The organism is Paractinoplanes atraurantiacus (assembly GCF_900215205.1).
Taxonomy (GTDB): Bacteria; Actinomycetota; Actinomycetes; order Mycobacteriales; family Micromonosporaceae; genus Actinoplanes; species Actinoplanes atraurantiacus.
Window position 1 is genome coordinate 24,526 of sequence record NZ_OBDY01000023.1, and the last position, 16,348, is coordinate 40,873.

At 69.7% G+C, this 16,348-nt stretch carries 13 protein-coding genes; 5 read left to right on the top strand and 8 right to left on the bottom strand.

The genetic code is table 11. From position 1 onward, the window contains the following. Positions 1 to 17: 17 nt before the first annotated feature. Complete coding sequence (locus CRP55_RS36460; protein ID WP_143235169.1) at positions 18 to 2,354, bottom strand: ricin-type beta-trefoil lectin domain protein; 2,337 nt, start codon at positions 2,352 to 2,354, stop codon at positions 18 to 20. Positions 2,355 to 2,728: 374 nt separating this feature from the next. Between CRP55_RS36460 and CRP55_RS36465 the strand changes: the two genes are divergently transcribed. From CRP55_RS36465 to CRP55_RS36485, 5 genes are read left to right on the top strand one after another with little or no spacing between them, the layout of a single operon-like run. Continuing rightward, the gene (locus tag CRP55_RS36465; RefSeq protein ID WP_143235171.1) at positions 2,729 to 3,790 is read left to right on the top strand and encodes a hypothetical protein; all 1,062 of its coding nucleotides are present in this window, start codon (positions 2,729 to 2,731) and stop codon (positions 3,788 to 3,790) included. Beyond that, positions 3,787 to 8,064, top strand: coding sequence for a polymorphic toxin-type HINT domain-containing protein (locus CRP55_RS55155; RefSeq protein WP_143235172.1), 4,278 nt, complete (start codon positions 3,787 to 3,789; stop codon positions 8,062 to 8,064). The genes CRP55_RS36465 and CRP55_RS55155 overlap by 4 nt, the downstream gene beginning before the upstream one ends. An 8-nt stretch (positions 8,065 to 8,072) precedes the next feature. Beyond that, entirely contained in the window at positions 8,073 to 9,008 is a 936-nt protein-coding gene (locus CRP55_RS36475; protein ID WP_097326524.1) for a hypothetical protein, read from the top strand. A 37-nt stretch (positions 9,009 to 9,045) separates the two neighbouring features. Next, positions 9,046 to 9,537, top strand: a complete 492-nt coding sequence (locus CRP55_RS36480) for a hypothetical protein (protein WP_097326527.1) — start codon at positions 9,046 to 9,048, stop codon at positions 9,535 to 9,537. Beyond that, a complete protein-coding gene (locus CRP55_RS36485; RefSeq protein ID WP_143235174.1) occupies positions 9,527 to 9,718 on the top strand; it encodes a hypothetical protein in 192 nt (63 codons plus the stop codon). The genes CRP55_RS36480 and CRP55_RS36485 overlap by 11 nt, the downstream gene beginning before the upstream one ends. Here the strand turns inward: CRP55_RS36485 and CRP55_RS36490 are convergent. From CRP55_RS36490 to CRP55_RS36520, 7 genes are all read right to left on the bottom strand, one after another. After that, positions 9,713 to 9,940 (bottom strand): hypothetical protein, encoded by a 228-nt coding sequence (locus CRP55_RS36490; RefSeq protein ID WP_097326532.1) that lies wholly within the window; start codon positions 9,938 to 9,940, stop codon positions 9,713 to 9,715. The genes CRP55_RS36485 and CRP55_RS36490 overlap by 6 nt on opposite strands. Before the next feature lie 66 nt (positions 9,941 to 10,006). After that, positions 10,007 to 11,173, bottom strand: a complete 1,167-nt coding sequence (gene rhaI / locus CRP55_RS36495) for an L-rhamnose isomerase (RefSeq protein WP_097326535.1) — start codon at positions 11,171 to 11,173, stop codon at positions 10,007 to 10,009. Next, positions 11,166 to 11,501, bottom strand: a complete 336-nt coding sequence (locus CRP55_RS36500; protein WP_097326538.1) for an L-rhamnose mutarotase — start codon at positions 11,499 to 11,501, stop codon at positions 11,166 to 11,168. Before CRP55_RS36500 ends, rhaI begins: the two co-directional genes overlap by 8 nt. Positions 11,502 to 11,516: 15 nt before the next feature. Continuing rightward, a complete protein-coding gene (gene rhaS, locus CRP55_RS36505; protein WP_245923599.1) occupies positions 11,517 to 12,593 on the bottom strand; it encodes a rhamnose ABC transporter substrate-binding protein in 1,077 nt (358 codons plus the stop codon). 27 nt (positions 12,594 to 12,620) lie between these two features. Next, complete coding sequence (locus CRP55_RS36510) at positions 12,621 to 13,616, bottom strand: ABC transporter permease (protein WP_097326542.1); 996 nt, start codon at positions 13,614 to 13,616, stop codon at positions 12,621 to 12,623. Beyond that, on the bottom strand, positions 13,609 to 14,631 hold the full coding sequence (locus CRP55_RS36515; protein WP_097326544.1) for an ABC transporter permease: 1,023 nt from the start codon (positions 14,629 to 14,631) through the stop codon (positions 13,609 to 13,611). The genes CRP55_RS36510 and CRP55_RS36515 overlap by 8 nt, the downstream gene beginning before the upstream one ends. Beyond that, complete coding sequence (locus CRP55_RS36520) at positions 14,628 to 16,169, bottom strand: sugar ABC transporter ATP-binding protein (RefSeq protein ID WP_097326684.1); 1,542 nt, start codon at positions 16,167 to 16,169, stop codon at positions 14,628 to 14,630. The genes CRP55_RS36515 and CRP55_RS36520 overlap by 4 nt, the downstream gene beginning before the upstream one ends. Positions 16,170 to 16,348 lie beyond the last annotated feature (179 nt).

The following is a 16,348-nucleotide window of genomic DNA, read 5'->3' on the forward strand; positions in this document are numbered from 1 at the left end:
GGCCGGCTCAGGTCAAACTACTTCCACTTGTGGTTGTTGCCGGTTCCACACGTCCAGATGTCGAGTTTCACACCGTCGGCCGTGTTGCTGTTCGGAATGTCGAGGCACTTTCCGGAATTCGGATTACGAATGGTGCCGTCGCTGTAGAAGAGCCATTTCTGGGCGACACCGTTGTTGCAGCCCCACATCTGCACCTTCGTGCCGTTGGCCGTGCCGCTGTGGTCGACGTCGATGCACATGCCGCCGAAGCTGATGAAGCTGTCCTTGAACATGAACTTCTGAGTGTTGCCGCCGTTGCAGGGCCGCATCTCCAGCTGCACGCCCTGGGTGAAGGAAGGCGCCGTCACACACTTGTTGTTCAGGACGCTGGTGATCGCCCGGTCCCAGAGGTCGGTCGACCAGATCGCCGCGCCGGTGTCGTTGCGGTAGAGGACCAGGTTGCCGTCGTTCTGCAGCTTCAGCGTGCTCGGACCCTGGCCGTACGTCTTGGACGACCAGATGGCCGCGCCGGCCGCCGTGTAGAGCACCAGGTTGCCGTCGCGCTGGTTGACGAAGCGGGTGCCGGTGGTGGTGTTGGTCGCCCACACCGCCCGCGGGCCCTTCGAGACCACGACGTTGCCGTCGCTCTGCAGGCGCAGCGTGTGCCCGAAGGTCGAGTGCAGGAACTTGGCCTCGGACAGCTCGGCGCCGGTCACCAGCTTGGTGTTGACCGGGGCCCACTGCTGGTTGGTGCCGTTGTTCACGTCGTACGTGATCGTGGCGGCGCCGGCGACCTTGCTGGCGTTCAGGACGGTGATCGCCTTGTTGGTCAGCTCGTTGGTCCAGACGTAGTTGTCGCCCTGCTTGGTGTAGTAGAAGAACTGGTCGGCGCCGCCGTCACACTTGCGGATCACGAAGTTGACGCCGTTGGCGCCGCCACCACCGGTCTTGTCGGCCAGGCTCACGCACTTGCTGCGGTCCCAGGCGTTGATGATCCGGTACTGGCCGCCGGTGTTGTAGACGCGCATGCCGATCCAGCGGTACTTCTCGTTGTCGTAGGAGCAGGTGGTCTGCACCAGCTGCTTGCCGTCGGTGACGCTCTCGGCGTCGGCGGCCAGGCACAGGCCGGAGTTGCCGTTGCTCCACTGCCACTGCTTGGCGCTGGGCCGGTTGGCGGCGTCCGGCGCCACCCGGTACTGCCCGACGCGGATGAAGTCGGACACGAACAGGGCGTCGCCCCAGAGCGCCTGGGTGGCGGCGGTGACGATGTTGTCGTTGCCGTCGGCCTGAGCCTTGGTCCGGATGCTCTGCACGGCGGCCCGGTCGGCGGCCTCGCGCTCGGCCAGCTCACGGACCAGGTCACGCCGGTCGGCCTCGCGCATGCCGGTGTCGATGAACGCGCGCCACACGGCCGCGTCGCTGCTGCGCAGGGCCCGCTCGGCGGCGGCCCGGATCTCGATCCGGTTCTCGTCGGTGTCGACCAGCTCCCAGATCCAGCGGACGAAGTTGTCGTCGGTCATGGCGAGCTTGCCCGGGTCGGCGACGATGCCGAGGATGGCCGCGGCCGCCTTCATCGAGCCCTCGCGGGCCAGCCGGGCCTGCTCGGCGGCGCCGGCGTCCTCGGCCGCCTTGATGGCGTCCTGGACGTCCTGCTCGGCCGCGGCCATGACGCCGGTGGCGAGGAACTCGTGCTGCTGGGCGGCGGTGCCGTTGATGACGGCCACGGCGGCCGCCTTGACCCGGGCGCCCGCGGCCTTCGTCCAAATCTCGATGACCACGTCGCGCTCGGAGAGCGTCAGCATGCGGCCGGTGGTGTCGAGGGCCACGCCGGCCGCGGCGTAGGCGGCCCGCTTGAGGTCGCGGGCCTCGCGGGCGGCGGCCTCATCGCTGATCTTCTTGGCGTCGTCGGCCAGCTTGGCGTCGAAGATGCCCTTGAGGATGAACTCCTTGCAGACATCCTCGACGGTGGCGTTGTCGGCGCCCAGAGCGAGCTCGGCGGCCACCCGGATCAGCGCGTAGTTCTCCGAGTTCTGCCAGATCTTGAAGACGAAGTTGCGGTCGGTCTGGCTGAGCCACTCGCTGTCGGCCTCGACGCCGATCTCGTTGGCGGCCCGGACCTTCTCCTCTTCGCTGGTCGGCAGGCCGTCGTCGACGGCGAGCGCCTCGGCCGCCTTCGCGGTCATCGGCGCCGCGTCGGCCGCTTTGATCGAGGCGGGCGCCTTGGTCTTCGCGCCGGCGGCCGGTTTCGGAGCGGCCGAGGAGGGCGTCACAGGCGTCGGTGCGGGGGCGGCGAGGGCCGGCCCGGCGAGAAGTGTCGTCAGGGTGGCGGTCACGGTCACGGTGAGCAGTCCACGTAGGACACGTGGATGCCTCATGGCTGTATTCAATTCAATCCCCGTTGTAGTGCCAGATGTGCCCACGCCATTCACGCGGCCGGGCACGCGGCGGCCCGCCTAGGGTGCCACCGGATATCCCCCGCGACCTGGCGCGGGTTGACGAACCGTAGCGATACGAATACACGATCGTCAAGGTCTGACTGCACTTTTTCAGGCATCGACGTCGATGACATGATCACCTTCGGAACGGGGTGGCGGCGATCGCTGGAGGCATGCTAGAAACCTGGCGGATTCGGTACACGTCGATCTCTGAGCATTATGGCCTTATCTATTTGCTCGGGGTGCCGGAACCGTAATTTCAACGGGGGATGGTGCAATTGAATACGCGTATGCGGACTCGGTCCGCAGCGATAATGGCGGCTGCGCTCATATTGGCGCCGGCCCTGGTCTCCGGTGTCTCCGCTCCGGCACGGGCGGCCGGTCCCGCCTTCAGTGCCGTCACGACCACGACTTTCGATCAGTTCGAAGAGGACCGCATCTACGTGCGCTACCTCGCGAGCTACGACCCTCGCTCGCTCGTGCGCACGGCCGCCTGGAACGCGCTGGTGGCCAGCAATGTGCCCGCCGCCATCGAGCGTTTCCTCAACTCGGGCCTGGCGTACGCGGTCACCCGCTCCCAGCAGCTCGCCGCGCGCAACGCCGACTTCGCGCGCCGGATCCTGGCCACGCACACGGCGGAGTACTCGCCCGAGGTGCACGCGGCCGCGCAGTACGCGCTGAACAGCGGCACCTCCGCCCTGGACGCCTTCGCCAAGACCGGATACGCCGCGGCCAAGGAACGTGACCGGGTGGCCCGCGAGGCCGCCGGCGAGCAGGTCGCCGCGCTGCTCGAGACCGACCGGCTCTTCGTCGCCCACCTGCGCGACTACGACCCGGGCGCCCAGGTCCGGGCCGCGGCGGGCTACGCCCTGCGGGTCGGGGCCACCGACGCCGACCTGGTCGAGTTCTACGCGTACGACTGGGCCGCCGCCGCCGCGGTCGACCTGCAGAACCAGAAGGTCCAGTGCACCAACAGCGACATGGTCTGGCGGGCCAAGGTGAAGACCCTGCTGGCCGACGCGCTGGCCGCGCAGAAGGCCGCGGAAGAGGCGGCGGACGAGGCCCGCGAGCAGGCCCGCGCGGCCGCCGCCCGGGCCTGGCACGCGCTGGGTGAGCAGGCCGCTCCGGCGAAGTCCACGTGGGACACGGCCGTCGTCGTGGCCGAGCAGCAGGCGGCCAACTGGCAGGAGGTGGCGCTGGCCGCCGCCGCGGCCGCGGACAACCCGAACTGGGACTCCATCGCGCTCAGCGCGCAGGCCAACGGCCAGCAGTGGACCACCGAGCAGGCCAACGCGGCCAAGCAGGCCGCGTACTGGACGGCCCTCTACGAGATGGCGCTGGCCGGCGAGCTTGACATGCAGGCGGGTGCCCGATGAAGAACTCGATTCGTACGTGGCTGGTATTGCTGCTGGCCCTGATCGTGCTCGGCAGTGGCGTGCACGCGCCGCCCGCACTGGCCGCGCCGGCGCCGGCGCAGCAGCAGGAGGATCCACCCTCGATCCCGATCCCCGACCTGGTGACCGAGCCGTGGAACGGCACCACCGGCGTGGTGACCTCCAACGAGCGCTGGGTCACGGCGGTCACCGATCTGGCCAAGCTCACCGAGGAGCCGGAGATCCGCGACGCCGCGCTGGCCATCCTGGCCACCGGTGACGCCGCCAAGATCCGGAACTGGGCGCTGACCCAGATGCCGGTCATCGAGCAGCAGGTGAAGGACCGCAAGCGCAAGGAGGCGGCCGACCGCCTGGCCAAGGTGAAGACCATGGTCGGCACCGGCGTGCCCGGCGGCTACTTCAACGCCGAGGTCCAGCGGGTGCTGGCCGGCACCGACAGCGACCGCAAGGCGTTCCTGGCCTACGGGGCCGACATCGCCCGGTCCCGTGACGAGAAGGTCGCGGGCGACGCCCGCGAGCGTGCCGCCCAGCTGCGTGAGCGGTTGCGGGTCTTCGCCGGCGCCGCCCCGGCGGGCTCGCAGGTGAAGTTGGCGGCCGAGCAGGCATTGGCCGGCAACGACGCGGCGGTGGCCGCGTACTTCGCCACCGGATATGCCGCGGCCGCCAAGGCCGACGCCGAGGCGCGGGAACGCTACCTGGCCGATCTGGAGGCGCGGAACAAGGCCGCCGAGGAGCTGTCCGACCTGGCCCAGAAGGCCAAGCGGGCGTCCGAGGCGCGGACCCAGATGATGGTCGCGCACGGCAACAGCGTGCACGCCCTGCAGCGCGCGGCCAACGCGATGGCCGGCGCGGCCAACGCGGCCCGGCACAGCCAGCGGGTGCTCGCCGGCTCGGGCACGGTCGCGAGCAAGGCCGGCGATCTGGCCATCGACAAGCAACTGATCGCCACCGAGCTGGGCACCGCACAGCAGGCGGCGCAGCAGGCGCAGGCCGCCGCCACGTCCTCCCGCAACGCGGCCGAGGTCCTCGAGGAGACGGGCCTGACCTACGGCCTCGAGTGGACGGCGATCGCCCAGGGAGCGAGCGAGGCCGCGACCGCCGCGGTCGGCGCGACCACGACCGCCGGTCACGCGGTCGACGCCACCATCGCCACCAACAACGCGCAGGGCGCCCAGGCACAGGCCGAGGCGCACGCCCGGCTGGCCGTGGAGTGGCGCGCGCACGCGGCCGACCACGCGGCGGCCGCGGCCAAGCTGGCCGCCGCCGCCGCGAAGCAGGCCGCCGCGGCCAAGACCGCCGCGGCCCGCACGAAGACGGCCAAGGAGCAGGCGCAGGCGGCCGAGGCCAAGGCCTGGGCCGAGGCCGAGAAGACCCGCCAGCAGAAGGAGATCGCCCAGGCGAAGGCGGCGGAGGCGAAGGACCACCGCCAGACCGCCGAGACCGAGCGCGCCAACGCGGAACGCCATCGGGCGGAAGCCGAGCAGCAGGCGGCCATCGCGCGTAACGCCCGGGCCGCCGCCGACGCCGAGGCCGCCATAGCGGACCAGGCCCGGTCGCAGGCCGAGTCGTCCGAGTCGGCCGCCCGCGCGGCCGAGTCGCGGGCGTGGAACCAGGAAGGCATCGCGCGGCAAGCGCGCGACAACGCCATGGCCGCCGAGCGGGCCGAGCAGACCGCCAAGGCGAGGGCCCAGGCGATGCGCGCCGCCGCGGCGTCGGCCGAGACGGAAGCCGAGCGTCAGGAAGCTCAGGCCGAGGCCGACGAGGCCGACCGGCAGGCGGGCATAGCGAGCTCGGCGGCGCGGTCGGCCCGTGCACACGCGAACACCGCCACGGGTGCCGCCGCCAACGCCCGCGCCGCAAGCACCCAGGCGCAGGACGCCGCCAACCGGTCCCGGGCGGCGGCCGAGAAGTCGCGCGCGGCGGCGGCCGCCGCCGACTCCGCGGCCGACAAGGCCGAGTGGAGCGCCAAGGCCACGCACTCGGCCCGGGTGAAGGCCGACGCGCAGGCCGCCGTGGCGACCGCGCAGCAGGCCAAGGCCGCGGAGGCGGCGACCTCCGCCCAGCGGCTGGCCGGTCAGGCCGCCGAGGAGTCGGTGCGCTCGCTGTGGGCCGCCGACCGGACGAAGTCCGAGGCCGAGGGAGCCGCCCGCGAGGCGGTGGCGGCAAGCGAGCAGGCCGAGTCCGCGGTGCGGGCCGCCACGGCGGCGGCGAGCTCGGCGGCCGGGATCGCCCAGCCCGCGAACACCGCGATCGGCATGGTCAGTCCGTTCACCGGCGCCGACATCGACGCCGACTTCGTCGCCCAGGTCGCCGCGCAAGCTCTGGTCATCGGCGACGAGCAGGCGGACGCGGCGCAACAGCGGGCCGCTGAGGCGCTCGAGGCGGCCAGACTGGCCGACGAGGCCGCCCGCGACGCCGCCGACCAGGTCAAGCCCGCGTATTTGTCGGCCGCGGCCGCGGCGCGATCGGCGGCCGACGCCGCCGAGTCCGCGGCTCAGGCCCGGCGGTCGGCGGCTCAGGCCGCCGCCGACGGTGCGGCGGCCCGGACCGCGGCCGCCAGCGCCGGGCGGGCCGACGCTCAAGCCCGCGCCGACGCCGCCGCGGCACGGCAGGCGGCCAACGAGGCCGCCAACGACGCGGCGATCGCCGGGCGCAGCGCGCAGCAGGCGCAGGAGGCGGCCAACCAGGCCAACCAGGCCGCCAACAGCGCCGAGGCCGACGCGGCCGCCGCCCGCCGCGCCGCCGATCAGGCCGAGGCCGACGCCGCCGCCGCGCGGACGGCGGCCACCAACGCCCAACAGGCGGCCGACAGCGCCTCCACGGCTGCGGCCAACGCGTTGCAGCACTCCGTCGACGCGCAGAAGGCGGCCGACCGGGCCGAGGAAGCCGAACGGCAGCGCGCCGCATTGGAGATCGCCAACGCGGCGGCCGACATCCCGCCGGATGCCACCGAGGCCGACCTGCTGCAATATCTGACCCCGGACGAACTGGCGCAGCTGCGGCAGGCCGAGCAGGAAGCCGGGATGAGTGTCCTGGACTTCATCAAGGCCGAGGCCTGGGATCTGTTCCTGGAGCTGTCCGGTGTCGGCGACCTGATCTCCTGCTTCCGGGACGGCAACGTCGAGGCCTGCCTGTGGAGCCTGGCCGGCCTGCTCGGCGGCATCAAGGCGATCCGGGCCGGCTACAAGATCGTCAAGCTCATCCCCAAGCTGATCAAGTTCTTCGACAAGGTCAAGGACGCGAAGAAGCGGCGGGACAAGATACGCGACCTCGCCCGCAGCAGGAAGAAGAAAAAGGACCGGGACGACGAGTGCGACGCCCGTGCCCGCAAGAACAGTTTCCTGCCCGGCACCCCGGTGCTGCTCGCGGACGGCACCACCCGGGCCATTGAGAAGGTGGCGGTCGGCGACCTCGTCCGGGCCACCGATCCGATCACCGGTGTCACCGTCGCCAAGCCGGTGACGGCCACCATCGTCGGCGACGGCGCCAAGAAGCTCGTCGACATCACCATCGGCGGCGCCACGATCACCGCCACCCACAACCATCCGTTCTGGGTTCCGGCCCTGGCGGAGTGGGTCGACGCCGAACGGCTGGCGCCTCAGCAGTGGCTGCGCACCAGCGCCGGCACCTACGTACAGGTCACCGCGGTGCGGCACCATGACGCCGACACCCGGGTCCACAACCTCACCGTCGCCGACCTGCACACGTTCTACGTGGCCGCCGGGACCGCCTCGGTCCTGGTCCACAACAGCGACTGCCAGGAAGAGGTCATCTGGAAGAACGAACGGCATCCCGACTTCCCGCTCCGCGGTAAACCCGACGACACCGATCAGGCTCGTTTCCACAACCTCCCGGCGCGGGACCAAGCAGCCCTCCGGCGGAGCAACGACGGGCGAGGGCCACTGGCGGACGGTTGCCACACCTTCGTGATCATGCCGAACGACGAGGTCAGGTCGGTGAAGGACAGCATCCTCAACACGTGGCAGGACGGCGACGACTGGGCGGGTCACACGACCGTCGCCGGCCATGACAGCGACGACAAGCCCAACGGTGTCCTGATGGCGGGCAGCTTCGAGGTCAAAGACGGAAAGATCTTGTGGTGGGGCCGTCACTCCGGCCACTACAGGCCGCAGGAGTATGGCGGTGACATGCTGCAAGACCTCACGACGCGCGCGTTCGGGTCGGCCGGCTACGGCGGCGATCAGAAGTACAAGGGCGCGACGATATGCGACGACGGCGACGACGATGACTGGTAAGGGATGAGATGACGAGCCGATGGCGGACGGTCTGGGCGACCGGCGAAAGCGACGAACGGATCGTCCGCCTCGGCATGGCCGGCCCTGACGTGGTGGTCTCGGCCGACCACGGCGGCGCGATCGAGGCGCGGTGGGCCGGCGATGGTTCCCCGGTCGCCGCGCCCACCTATACCGGCATCACGGGCATCCTGGCGCTGGCGGCCTGGCGGCACGGCGAAAGTGTGCGGGTGGCGACAGGGGCCGGTTCCCGGCATGTGTCGCACCGGTGGCTGCAACGGTGGGATCTCGTCGCGAGGAAGGAGATCCCACCGGCGATCGACATGAACGTGATGGGGGTGAAACACGTCGACCCGGCCATCGTCCACGGTGAACAGGTGCTGGTCGTGGTCAGCCAGGGAGTGCTCGGGATCCGGCGGACCGATGACGGGTCGGTCATCGACGAGGTGACCAAGCACCGGTCGACGTCCCGTGTCGTGATCGGCTCGACCGGTCGCGGCCCGGTCGCGGTCACCTCGTCGCACGCCGAACATCCGCAGTTGTTCTGGTTGGAGGATCTGACGGAGGCGGTGCGCCTGCCGCATGCCGAGGGAGAGTTCATCGCCGCCATGGAGGGCGACCGCCTGGTCTGCGGTAGTTACGCGGAGCCGTGGAACGCGTGGCAGACCACCTGGGCCGGCGACCTCTCCGGCCGCCGCCTCGGCCCCCCGGTCACCGGCGAGGTGATCACGGCGGTGGCCGTCGCCGCCTGGCCGGCGGTCTACATCGCCCGGGCCGACCGCACGGTGTCGCTCGTCGACCTGGAGTCGGGCCGCGAACTGGCCCCGGCTCTGCGTCTGCCGAAGCGGGCTCGCAGCCTCGTGGTGGTCGACGGGCGCGACGTCATCGCGGGGTTCGGTCTCGAGGTGGCCCGGTTCGAGCCGCCGGCGTGGAAGGACGAGGCGTGAGCGATCTGTGGATGCGGAAGACGGCCGGGGCGAGGGGATGACGCGCCGGTGGCGGACGGTCTGGGCGACCTGCGAAAGTGACGACCGGATCGTCCGCCTCGGTCTGGCCGGCTCGGGCGTGGTGGTCTCGGCCGGCCGTGGCGGGTCGCTCGAGGCGCGGCGGGTCGGTGACGGTTCCCTGATCGCTCCGCCGACGTTCACCGGGATCCCGGACATCGCGCACATCGTCGCGCTGGTGGCGTGGAGTGACGGGACGGGTGTGCGGGCGGCGACCGGCGCCGGTTCCCTGCACAAGTCGCATCGCTGGTTGCAGAGGTGGGATCTCGTAGCGGGGAAGGAGATCCGGCCGGCCATCGACATGAATCGACCGCAGGTGAAGGACATCGACCTGGCCATGCTCCGCGGGGAGCAGGTGCTGGTCGTGATCAATCGGGGCGTGCTCGAGATCGCTCTTCTGGTTGGACGACCTGACCGAAGCGGTGCGCCTGCCGCATCCCGACGGCGAGTTCATCGCCGCCATGGACGGTGATCGTCTGGTCTGTGGGAGCTATGCGGAGCCGTGGAACAAGTGGCGGACCGCATGGGGCGGCGAGCTGGTCCCGGCCCTTCGCCTGCCGAGCTCGGCTCGCGGCCTGGTCGTGGTCGGCGGCGGGGACATCATCGTGGCGTTCGGCGGGCAGGTGGCCCGATTTCGGCCACCGGCGTCATGACTTCTTCTTCTTGCCCTTTTTGCCCTTGTCGCCGGCGAACATGCTGTTCAGCATGACTTCGTCCCGTTCGTGGGCTTGCTCGTCGGCGGTCTTGGGCTCGCGGACGGCGATCTTCCAGAAGATCGCGGCGGCGACGACGACCCAGGCCCACCACGGAATGCCCGATTCGGGCCCGAAGAGCTGGCTCGTGACGTCGTAGGCGTCGCTGATGTACTGGTCCATGGCCGCAAGGATCGGCTGGTGAGCCCGCCGGGTTGAGGAACCCGGCGGGCTTTTCCCGTCGAGAGCTCAGGCGCCCCAGCCGGCCTGCTCGCCGCCCACGCGCTCGGCGACGATCTTCTCCTGGTAGCCGCTGGCCTTGTAGGCGCGAACCGGGTCGGGGTCGAGGCCGGCGTCGGCGCGGACCTCGGCCAGGATCGGGCGGACATCGGTGTTGTAGGCGTCCATCAGCACCGCGTTCGCCTCGAGCACGTCGCCCTCGGCCTGCGCCTGGAACAGGGCGTCGCGGTCGACCAGCAGGGCCTTGGCCGTGGCCTCCTGGATGTTGAGCACCGAGCGGATGATCGCCGGGATCTTCGCCTCGATGTTGTGGCACTGGTCGAGCATGAAGTTGATGCCGTACGACGGGTCCAGCGCGCCGCCCCGGACGATCTCGTACATGATCCGGAAGAGCTGGAAGGGGTCGGCGGCGCCGGCCATCAGGTCGTCGTCGGCGTAGAACCGGCTGTTGAAGTCGAACGCGCCGAGCTTTCCCTGCCGCAGCAGGAACGCCACGATGAACTCGATGTTCGTGCCGGGCGCGTGGTGGCCGGTGTCGATGCAGACCGTGGCCTTCTCGCCCAGTTCGACGCAGTGCGCGTACGAGGTGCCCCAGTCGGGGATGTCGGTGGCGTAGAAGGCCGGCTCGAACAGCTTGTACTCGAGCAGGAAGCGCTGGTCGTCGCCGAGCCGGTCGTACGCCTCCTGAAGCGCCGCGTGCAGCCGGTCCTGGCGCAGGCGCAGGTCGTCCTGCCCCGGGTAGTTGATGCCGTCGGAGAACCAGAGCTTCAGGTCGCGCGACCCGGTCTGGTCCATGATGTCGATCGCCTCGAGCAGGTGATCGGTGGCCTTGCGGCGGATGCCGGCGTCGGGGTTGGTGACCGAGCCGAGCTTGTAGTCGTTGTCCTGGAAGACGTTGGTGTTGATCGCGCCGATCGCCACGCCCTCCGACTTGGCGTACTCACCAAGAGCCCGGTAATCGTCGACCTTGTCCCACGGGATGTGCAGGGCCACGGTCGGGGCCACGCCGGTGAAGCGGTGCACGACCGCGGCGTCGGCGATCTTCTCCTCGGGCGTGCGGGGCACACCCTCCTGGGCGAAGACCTTGAAGCGGGTGCCGGAGTTGCCGAAGGCCCACGACGGGGTCTCGATGCGCTGCGCCGCCAGGGCGCGCTTGACTGCGGCGAGGTCAGTCATGAGGGGCCTCCAAAGGCTCATTCGAAAGGTGGAACACCTCGGTCAGCAACGGGAACCCGTCGGTGGGTGAGGTGCCGGCGAAGAAGGGGGCCATCTCCGCCTGCCACCGGGTGTTGACGTCCAGGGCCGCCATGGCCGCCTGGGACGCCTCGAGATCGTCGGCCTCGACGTAGCCGATCAGGAGGCCGTCGTCTCGCAGGAACAGGGAGTAGTTGCGCCAGCCGGTGGCCCGAAGTGCTGCCTGCATCTCGGGCCACACGGCCTGGTGCCGCTCCACGTACTCCGCCAGCCGCTCGGGGCGGACCTGGAGGTTGAAGCAGTAACGCATGGGTTCCGCCGCGACCTAGAAGTTGAACTGGTCGATGTTCTCGGCGGTGAACTCGGTCGGCGGGCCGAGGACGATCTCGCCGTCCTTGCCGATCGTGTACTCGCCGAGCTTGCCGGCCTTGAACTTCTCACCCTCGGCGCCGGTGATCTGGCCGGAGGCCAGGGCCGCGCCCGCGTAGGCGGCGAGGTAGCCGATGTCGGCCGGGTTCCACAGCGCGAACTTCTTCACGGTGCCGTTCTTGACGTACTCACGCATCTGGTTCGGAAGGCCCAGGCCGGTGACCGCGACCTTGCCCTTGTAGCTCGACGAGCCGATGTAGCGCGCGGCGGCCGCGATGCCGACGGTGGTCGGGGCGACGATCGCCTTCAGGTTCGGGTACGACTGCAGCAGGCCCTGGGCCTCCTGGAACGACTTCTGGTCGTCGTCGTTGCCGTAGGCCACCTTGACCAGCTTCAGCTTCGAATATTCGGGCTTGGCCAGCTCGGTCTTCATGACCTCGATCCAGGCGTTCTGGTTCGTGGCGTTCGGCGTGGCCGACAGGACCGCGATCTCACCGGAGCCGCCGGCCTGCTCGAGCGCCATCTTCGCGAGGGACTCGCCGATGCCCTGCGTGGTGGCCTGGTTGATGAACGCGTCGCGGCAGTCCTTGGAGGCGTCCGAGTCGAACGTGACGACCTTGATCTTCGCGGCGCGGGCCTGGTTGAGCGACGGGCAGACCGCGTTCGGGTCGTTGGCCGCGACCACGATGACGTCCTGCTGCTGCTGGATCAGGGTGTTGATGTACGACACCTGTGACGAGGCGGACGCGTCGTTCGGGCCGACCAGCTTGTACTCGCCCTTGACCTCGCCGACCGCCACCTTGCCGCCGCCGACCTCCACATCGGAGTACGGGTTGTTGAGCTGCTTCGGCAGGAAGGCGATCTTCAGGCCCTCCTTGGTCGCGGCGTTGGGGTCGGCGGCCGCGGAGGCCTGCGAACCGGAGCCGCTGTTGTCGGTGCTGTCCTTGGTGGTGCCACCGCAGGCGCTCAAGCCCACGACCAGGAGTGCGGCTGAAGTGACGGAAAGTAGCGTACGGGGGGAGCGACGAAGCACGGCGTACTCCATTCTTTGAGGTCGGGTCTATTGGGCGTTGGCTGCGGCTTGCCGCAGGCGCCGGCGGTGCCAGTTGCCGCGAACGGCGGTGGCGATGTTGGGAAGCAGGACGGAGAGCACGAGCAGGGCGCCCGTGACGATGTTGAGCGCCTGCCCGGAGACGTCCTCCAGGCGCAGCGCGTTCTGCAGCGCGGCCAGCAGCACGACACCGGCCAGAACGCCGGGCAGGCTGCCCTTTCCGCCGAAGATCGACACGCCGCCCAGCAGGACGGCCGCGACGACGGCGAGTTCGAGGCCCGAGCCGTTGTCGGCCCGGGCGCTGGAGTAGCGCAGCGTCCACAGCACGCCGACCAGACCGGCGACGGCACCGCTGACGACGTACAACCAGAATTTGGTCCTGGCCACCCGGATGCCGGAGAAATGCGCGGCCTTGTCGTTGGCGCCGATCGCGTAGAGCGCCCGGCCGACCGGGGTGGCGTGCTGCACGATCCCGAAGATCAAAGCCAGGATCACGATCAAGATCAGGACATTGGGTACGGGTGAGGAGCCGAGCGTTCCGGTGACCCAGTCGGTGTAGCTGAACGGGAAGTCGGCCACCGCGCCGTCGCCGAGCACCACGAAGGCGAGGCCGCGGAAGAGCGCGAGCGTGCCGATCGTGACCGCCAGCGAGGGCAGGCCGAGCACCGTGATCAGGAAACCGTTGAGCACGCCGCAGATCGCGCCGATCACGATGCAGAGCGGGATGATCATTTCGATCGACAGGCCGTTGTTCCAGAACCAGCCCATCAGCGCGCTGGTGAAGCCGAGCGTGCTGGCCACCGACAGGTCGATCTCACCGGTCACGATGATCATCGTCATCGGCAGCGCGATCAGGATGATCGGCAGCAGGTCGAGCACCATGAAGGTGAAGTTGCGGCTGGTGCCGAAGTTGTCCACGGTGGCCGACGCGATGATGAGCACCACGATGGTCAGCAGGATGATGATGCTGTCCCAGCTGGTCAGCCTCTTCTTCACTTCAGACATGAGCGTCTCGCTTACGGAGAGAACGGGCGATCCGGACCGCGACCAGCCGGTCGGCGCAGATGGCCAGGATGATCAGGGAGCCGACGATCGCCTGCTGCCAGAACTGGTTGATGTCGAGGACGGCCAGGGCGCTGCTGATCACGGTCAGCAGCAGCGCGCCGAGGCCGGCGCCCCAGACCGTGCCGCTGCCGCCGAAGACGGCCACGCCGCCGACCACGACCGCGGCCACCACGTTCAGCTCGTAGCCGGTGCCGGCCGAGGCGTCGACCGTGCCGAACCGGGCCGCGAACAGCACACCGGCCAGGCCGGCGGCGGCGCCGCTGAGGATGAAGGCCACGATCAGGTTGCGGGCGACCTTGATGCCGGCCAGCTCGGCCGCGTCCGGGCTCGATCCGATCGCGTACATCTCGCGGCCGATCCGGTAGTTGCGCATCATCAGCGAGACACCGCCGACCACCACCAAGGCGATCAGGACCAGCCAGGGGATGCCCAGGATGTTGTCGTTGGCGAAGCTGAGGAAGTGCGCGGGCAGTTCGTCGGCGTTGACCTGCTGGCCGCCGGCCCACGAGTAGACCAGCCCGCGGAAGATGTACATCGTGCCGAGGGTGACCACCAGGGCGGGCACCTTGCCGTACCGCACCAGCACGCCGTTGACCAGGCCGGCGACCGCGCCGACGGCGATGCCGACGACGATCGCGACGATCATCGGCAGGCCCGGGTTGTCGCTCATCATCGTGGCCACGGTGAAGGCGCTGATGGCCAGCACCGAGCCGACGCTCAGGTCGATGTTGCGGGTGATGACTACGACGGCCTGCCCGGCCGCCATCACCGCCAGGATCGCGGTGTTGAGCAGGTTGTCGCGGATGCTCTGGCCGGAGAGGAAGCGCGGGTTGTCGATCGCGGTGTAGGCGATCAGCACCACGAGGGCGAGCACGATGCCGAGCTCGCGGGTCTTCAGCAGCCCGCCCGCGAAGCGCCGGCCGGGCGCGGGCGCGCCGAGCGTAGACGTGGTCATGCCGAAACCTTCTGTCCCATCGCGGCGTACATGACTGACTCCTCCGTGGCCTCGGCCCGGGTGAGCTCGGCCGCGACCTTGCCCTCGCGCAGCACGATGACCCGGTCGGCCATGCCCAGCACCTCGGGCAGCTCGGACGAGACCATGACCACGCCCATGCCGTCGGAGGCCAGCGACGACAGGAGCCGGTGAACCTCGGCCTTGGTGCCGACGTCGATGCCGCGGGTGGGCTCGTCGACGATCAGCAGGCGCGGGCCGGTGGCCAGCCACTTGGCCAGCACCACCTTCTGCTGGTTGCCACCGGAGAGGGTGCCGACGGCGTCGCTGAGCTTGCCCAGCTTGGTCTGCAGCTTCTCGGTCCAGGTCAGGGCCGACTTGCGCTCGCTGCCGCCGAACAGCAGACCGAGGCGGGCCAGCTTGCGGGCCCGCGGCAGCGTCACGTTGCGCTCGATCGACAGGTCCATGACCAGACCCTGCTGACGCCGGTCCTCAGGCACGAGGGCCAGACCGGCCGCCATGGCCGCCCGCGGAGAGCCACCCTTCAGCTTCTTCTTTTTGAAACGCACAGAGCCTGAGTCGTACGGATCGACGCCGAACACGGCCTGCATGACCTCGGACCGACCGGCGCCGACCAGGCCCGCGAGCGCCACGATCTCGCCTTCTCTTACCTGGAACGAGATGTCACGGAAGACGCCCTCACGGCTGAGCTTGTCCACCTCGAGCAGCACCTCGCCCGGCTCGACGTCCTGCTTGGGGAAGAGCGCGCTCAGGTCGCGGCCGACCATCTTGCGGATCATGTCGTCGACGCTGAGCTCGGACACCAGCTCGGTCGTGACGTGCTTGCCGTCCCGCATGATCGTCACCCGCTCGCAGAGCGCGGTGATCTCTTCGAAGCGGTGCGAGATGAACATGATGGCCGCGCCCTCGTCGCGCAGCGAGCGCACAACCGAGAAGAGCCGCTCGACCTCGACCGCGGACAGCGCCGCGGTCGGCTCGTCCATGATCAGCACGCGGGCCTCGGCCGACAGCGCCTTGGCGATCTCGACCAGCTGCTGGTCGGCGATCGAGAGGCCCCGCGCCGGGCGGCCCGGGTCGAGGTGGACGCCGAGGCGGCGGAAGAGCGCCTCCGCGTTCGCCGTCATGCTCTTGCGGTCGATCTGGCGCAGCCTGGTCAGCGGCTGGTTGCCGATCGCGATGTTCTCGGCCACCGAAAGGTCGGGGAAGAGCGTGGGCTCCTGGTAGATGACGGCGATGCCGGCCGCCTTGGCGTCGGCCGGGCCGGCGAACTCGACATCGGCCCCGTCGACCCGCAGCGTGCCGGTGTCGGGCCGGTGCACACCGGCGAGCATCTTGACGATGGTCGACTTGCCGGCGCCGTTCTCGCCGACGAGAGCGTGCGCCTCGCCCGGGAAGAGCGGGAAGCTGACGCCCTGGACGGCCGCGACGGCGCCGAACGACTTCGTGACGCCGGCGACCTCGAGCCGGGCCGGCCCGTGGTCACCGGCGCGGTTATCGGGCTTGGCCGAAGAGTCCGCCACAGCCACCTCCACGTCGGACTTTGAAATGTTTCAGAGAACGTGTAGAGAACGTAGGTGGCCCCGATCACACGTGTCAAGCATTCGATCGAAACGTTGCGGAAACACGGCCGTTGTGAGTTCGACCTGTACCGTAAGATGCAACTTCAACGTTTCAACCGTCTTTTTCTCCGGCCGCGTGA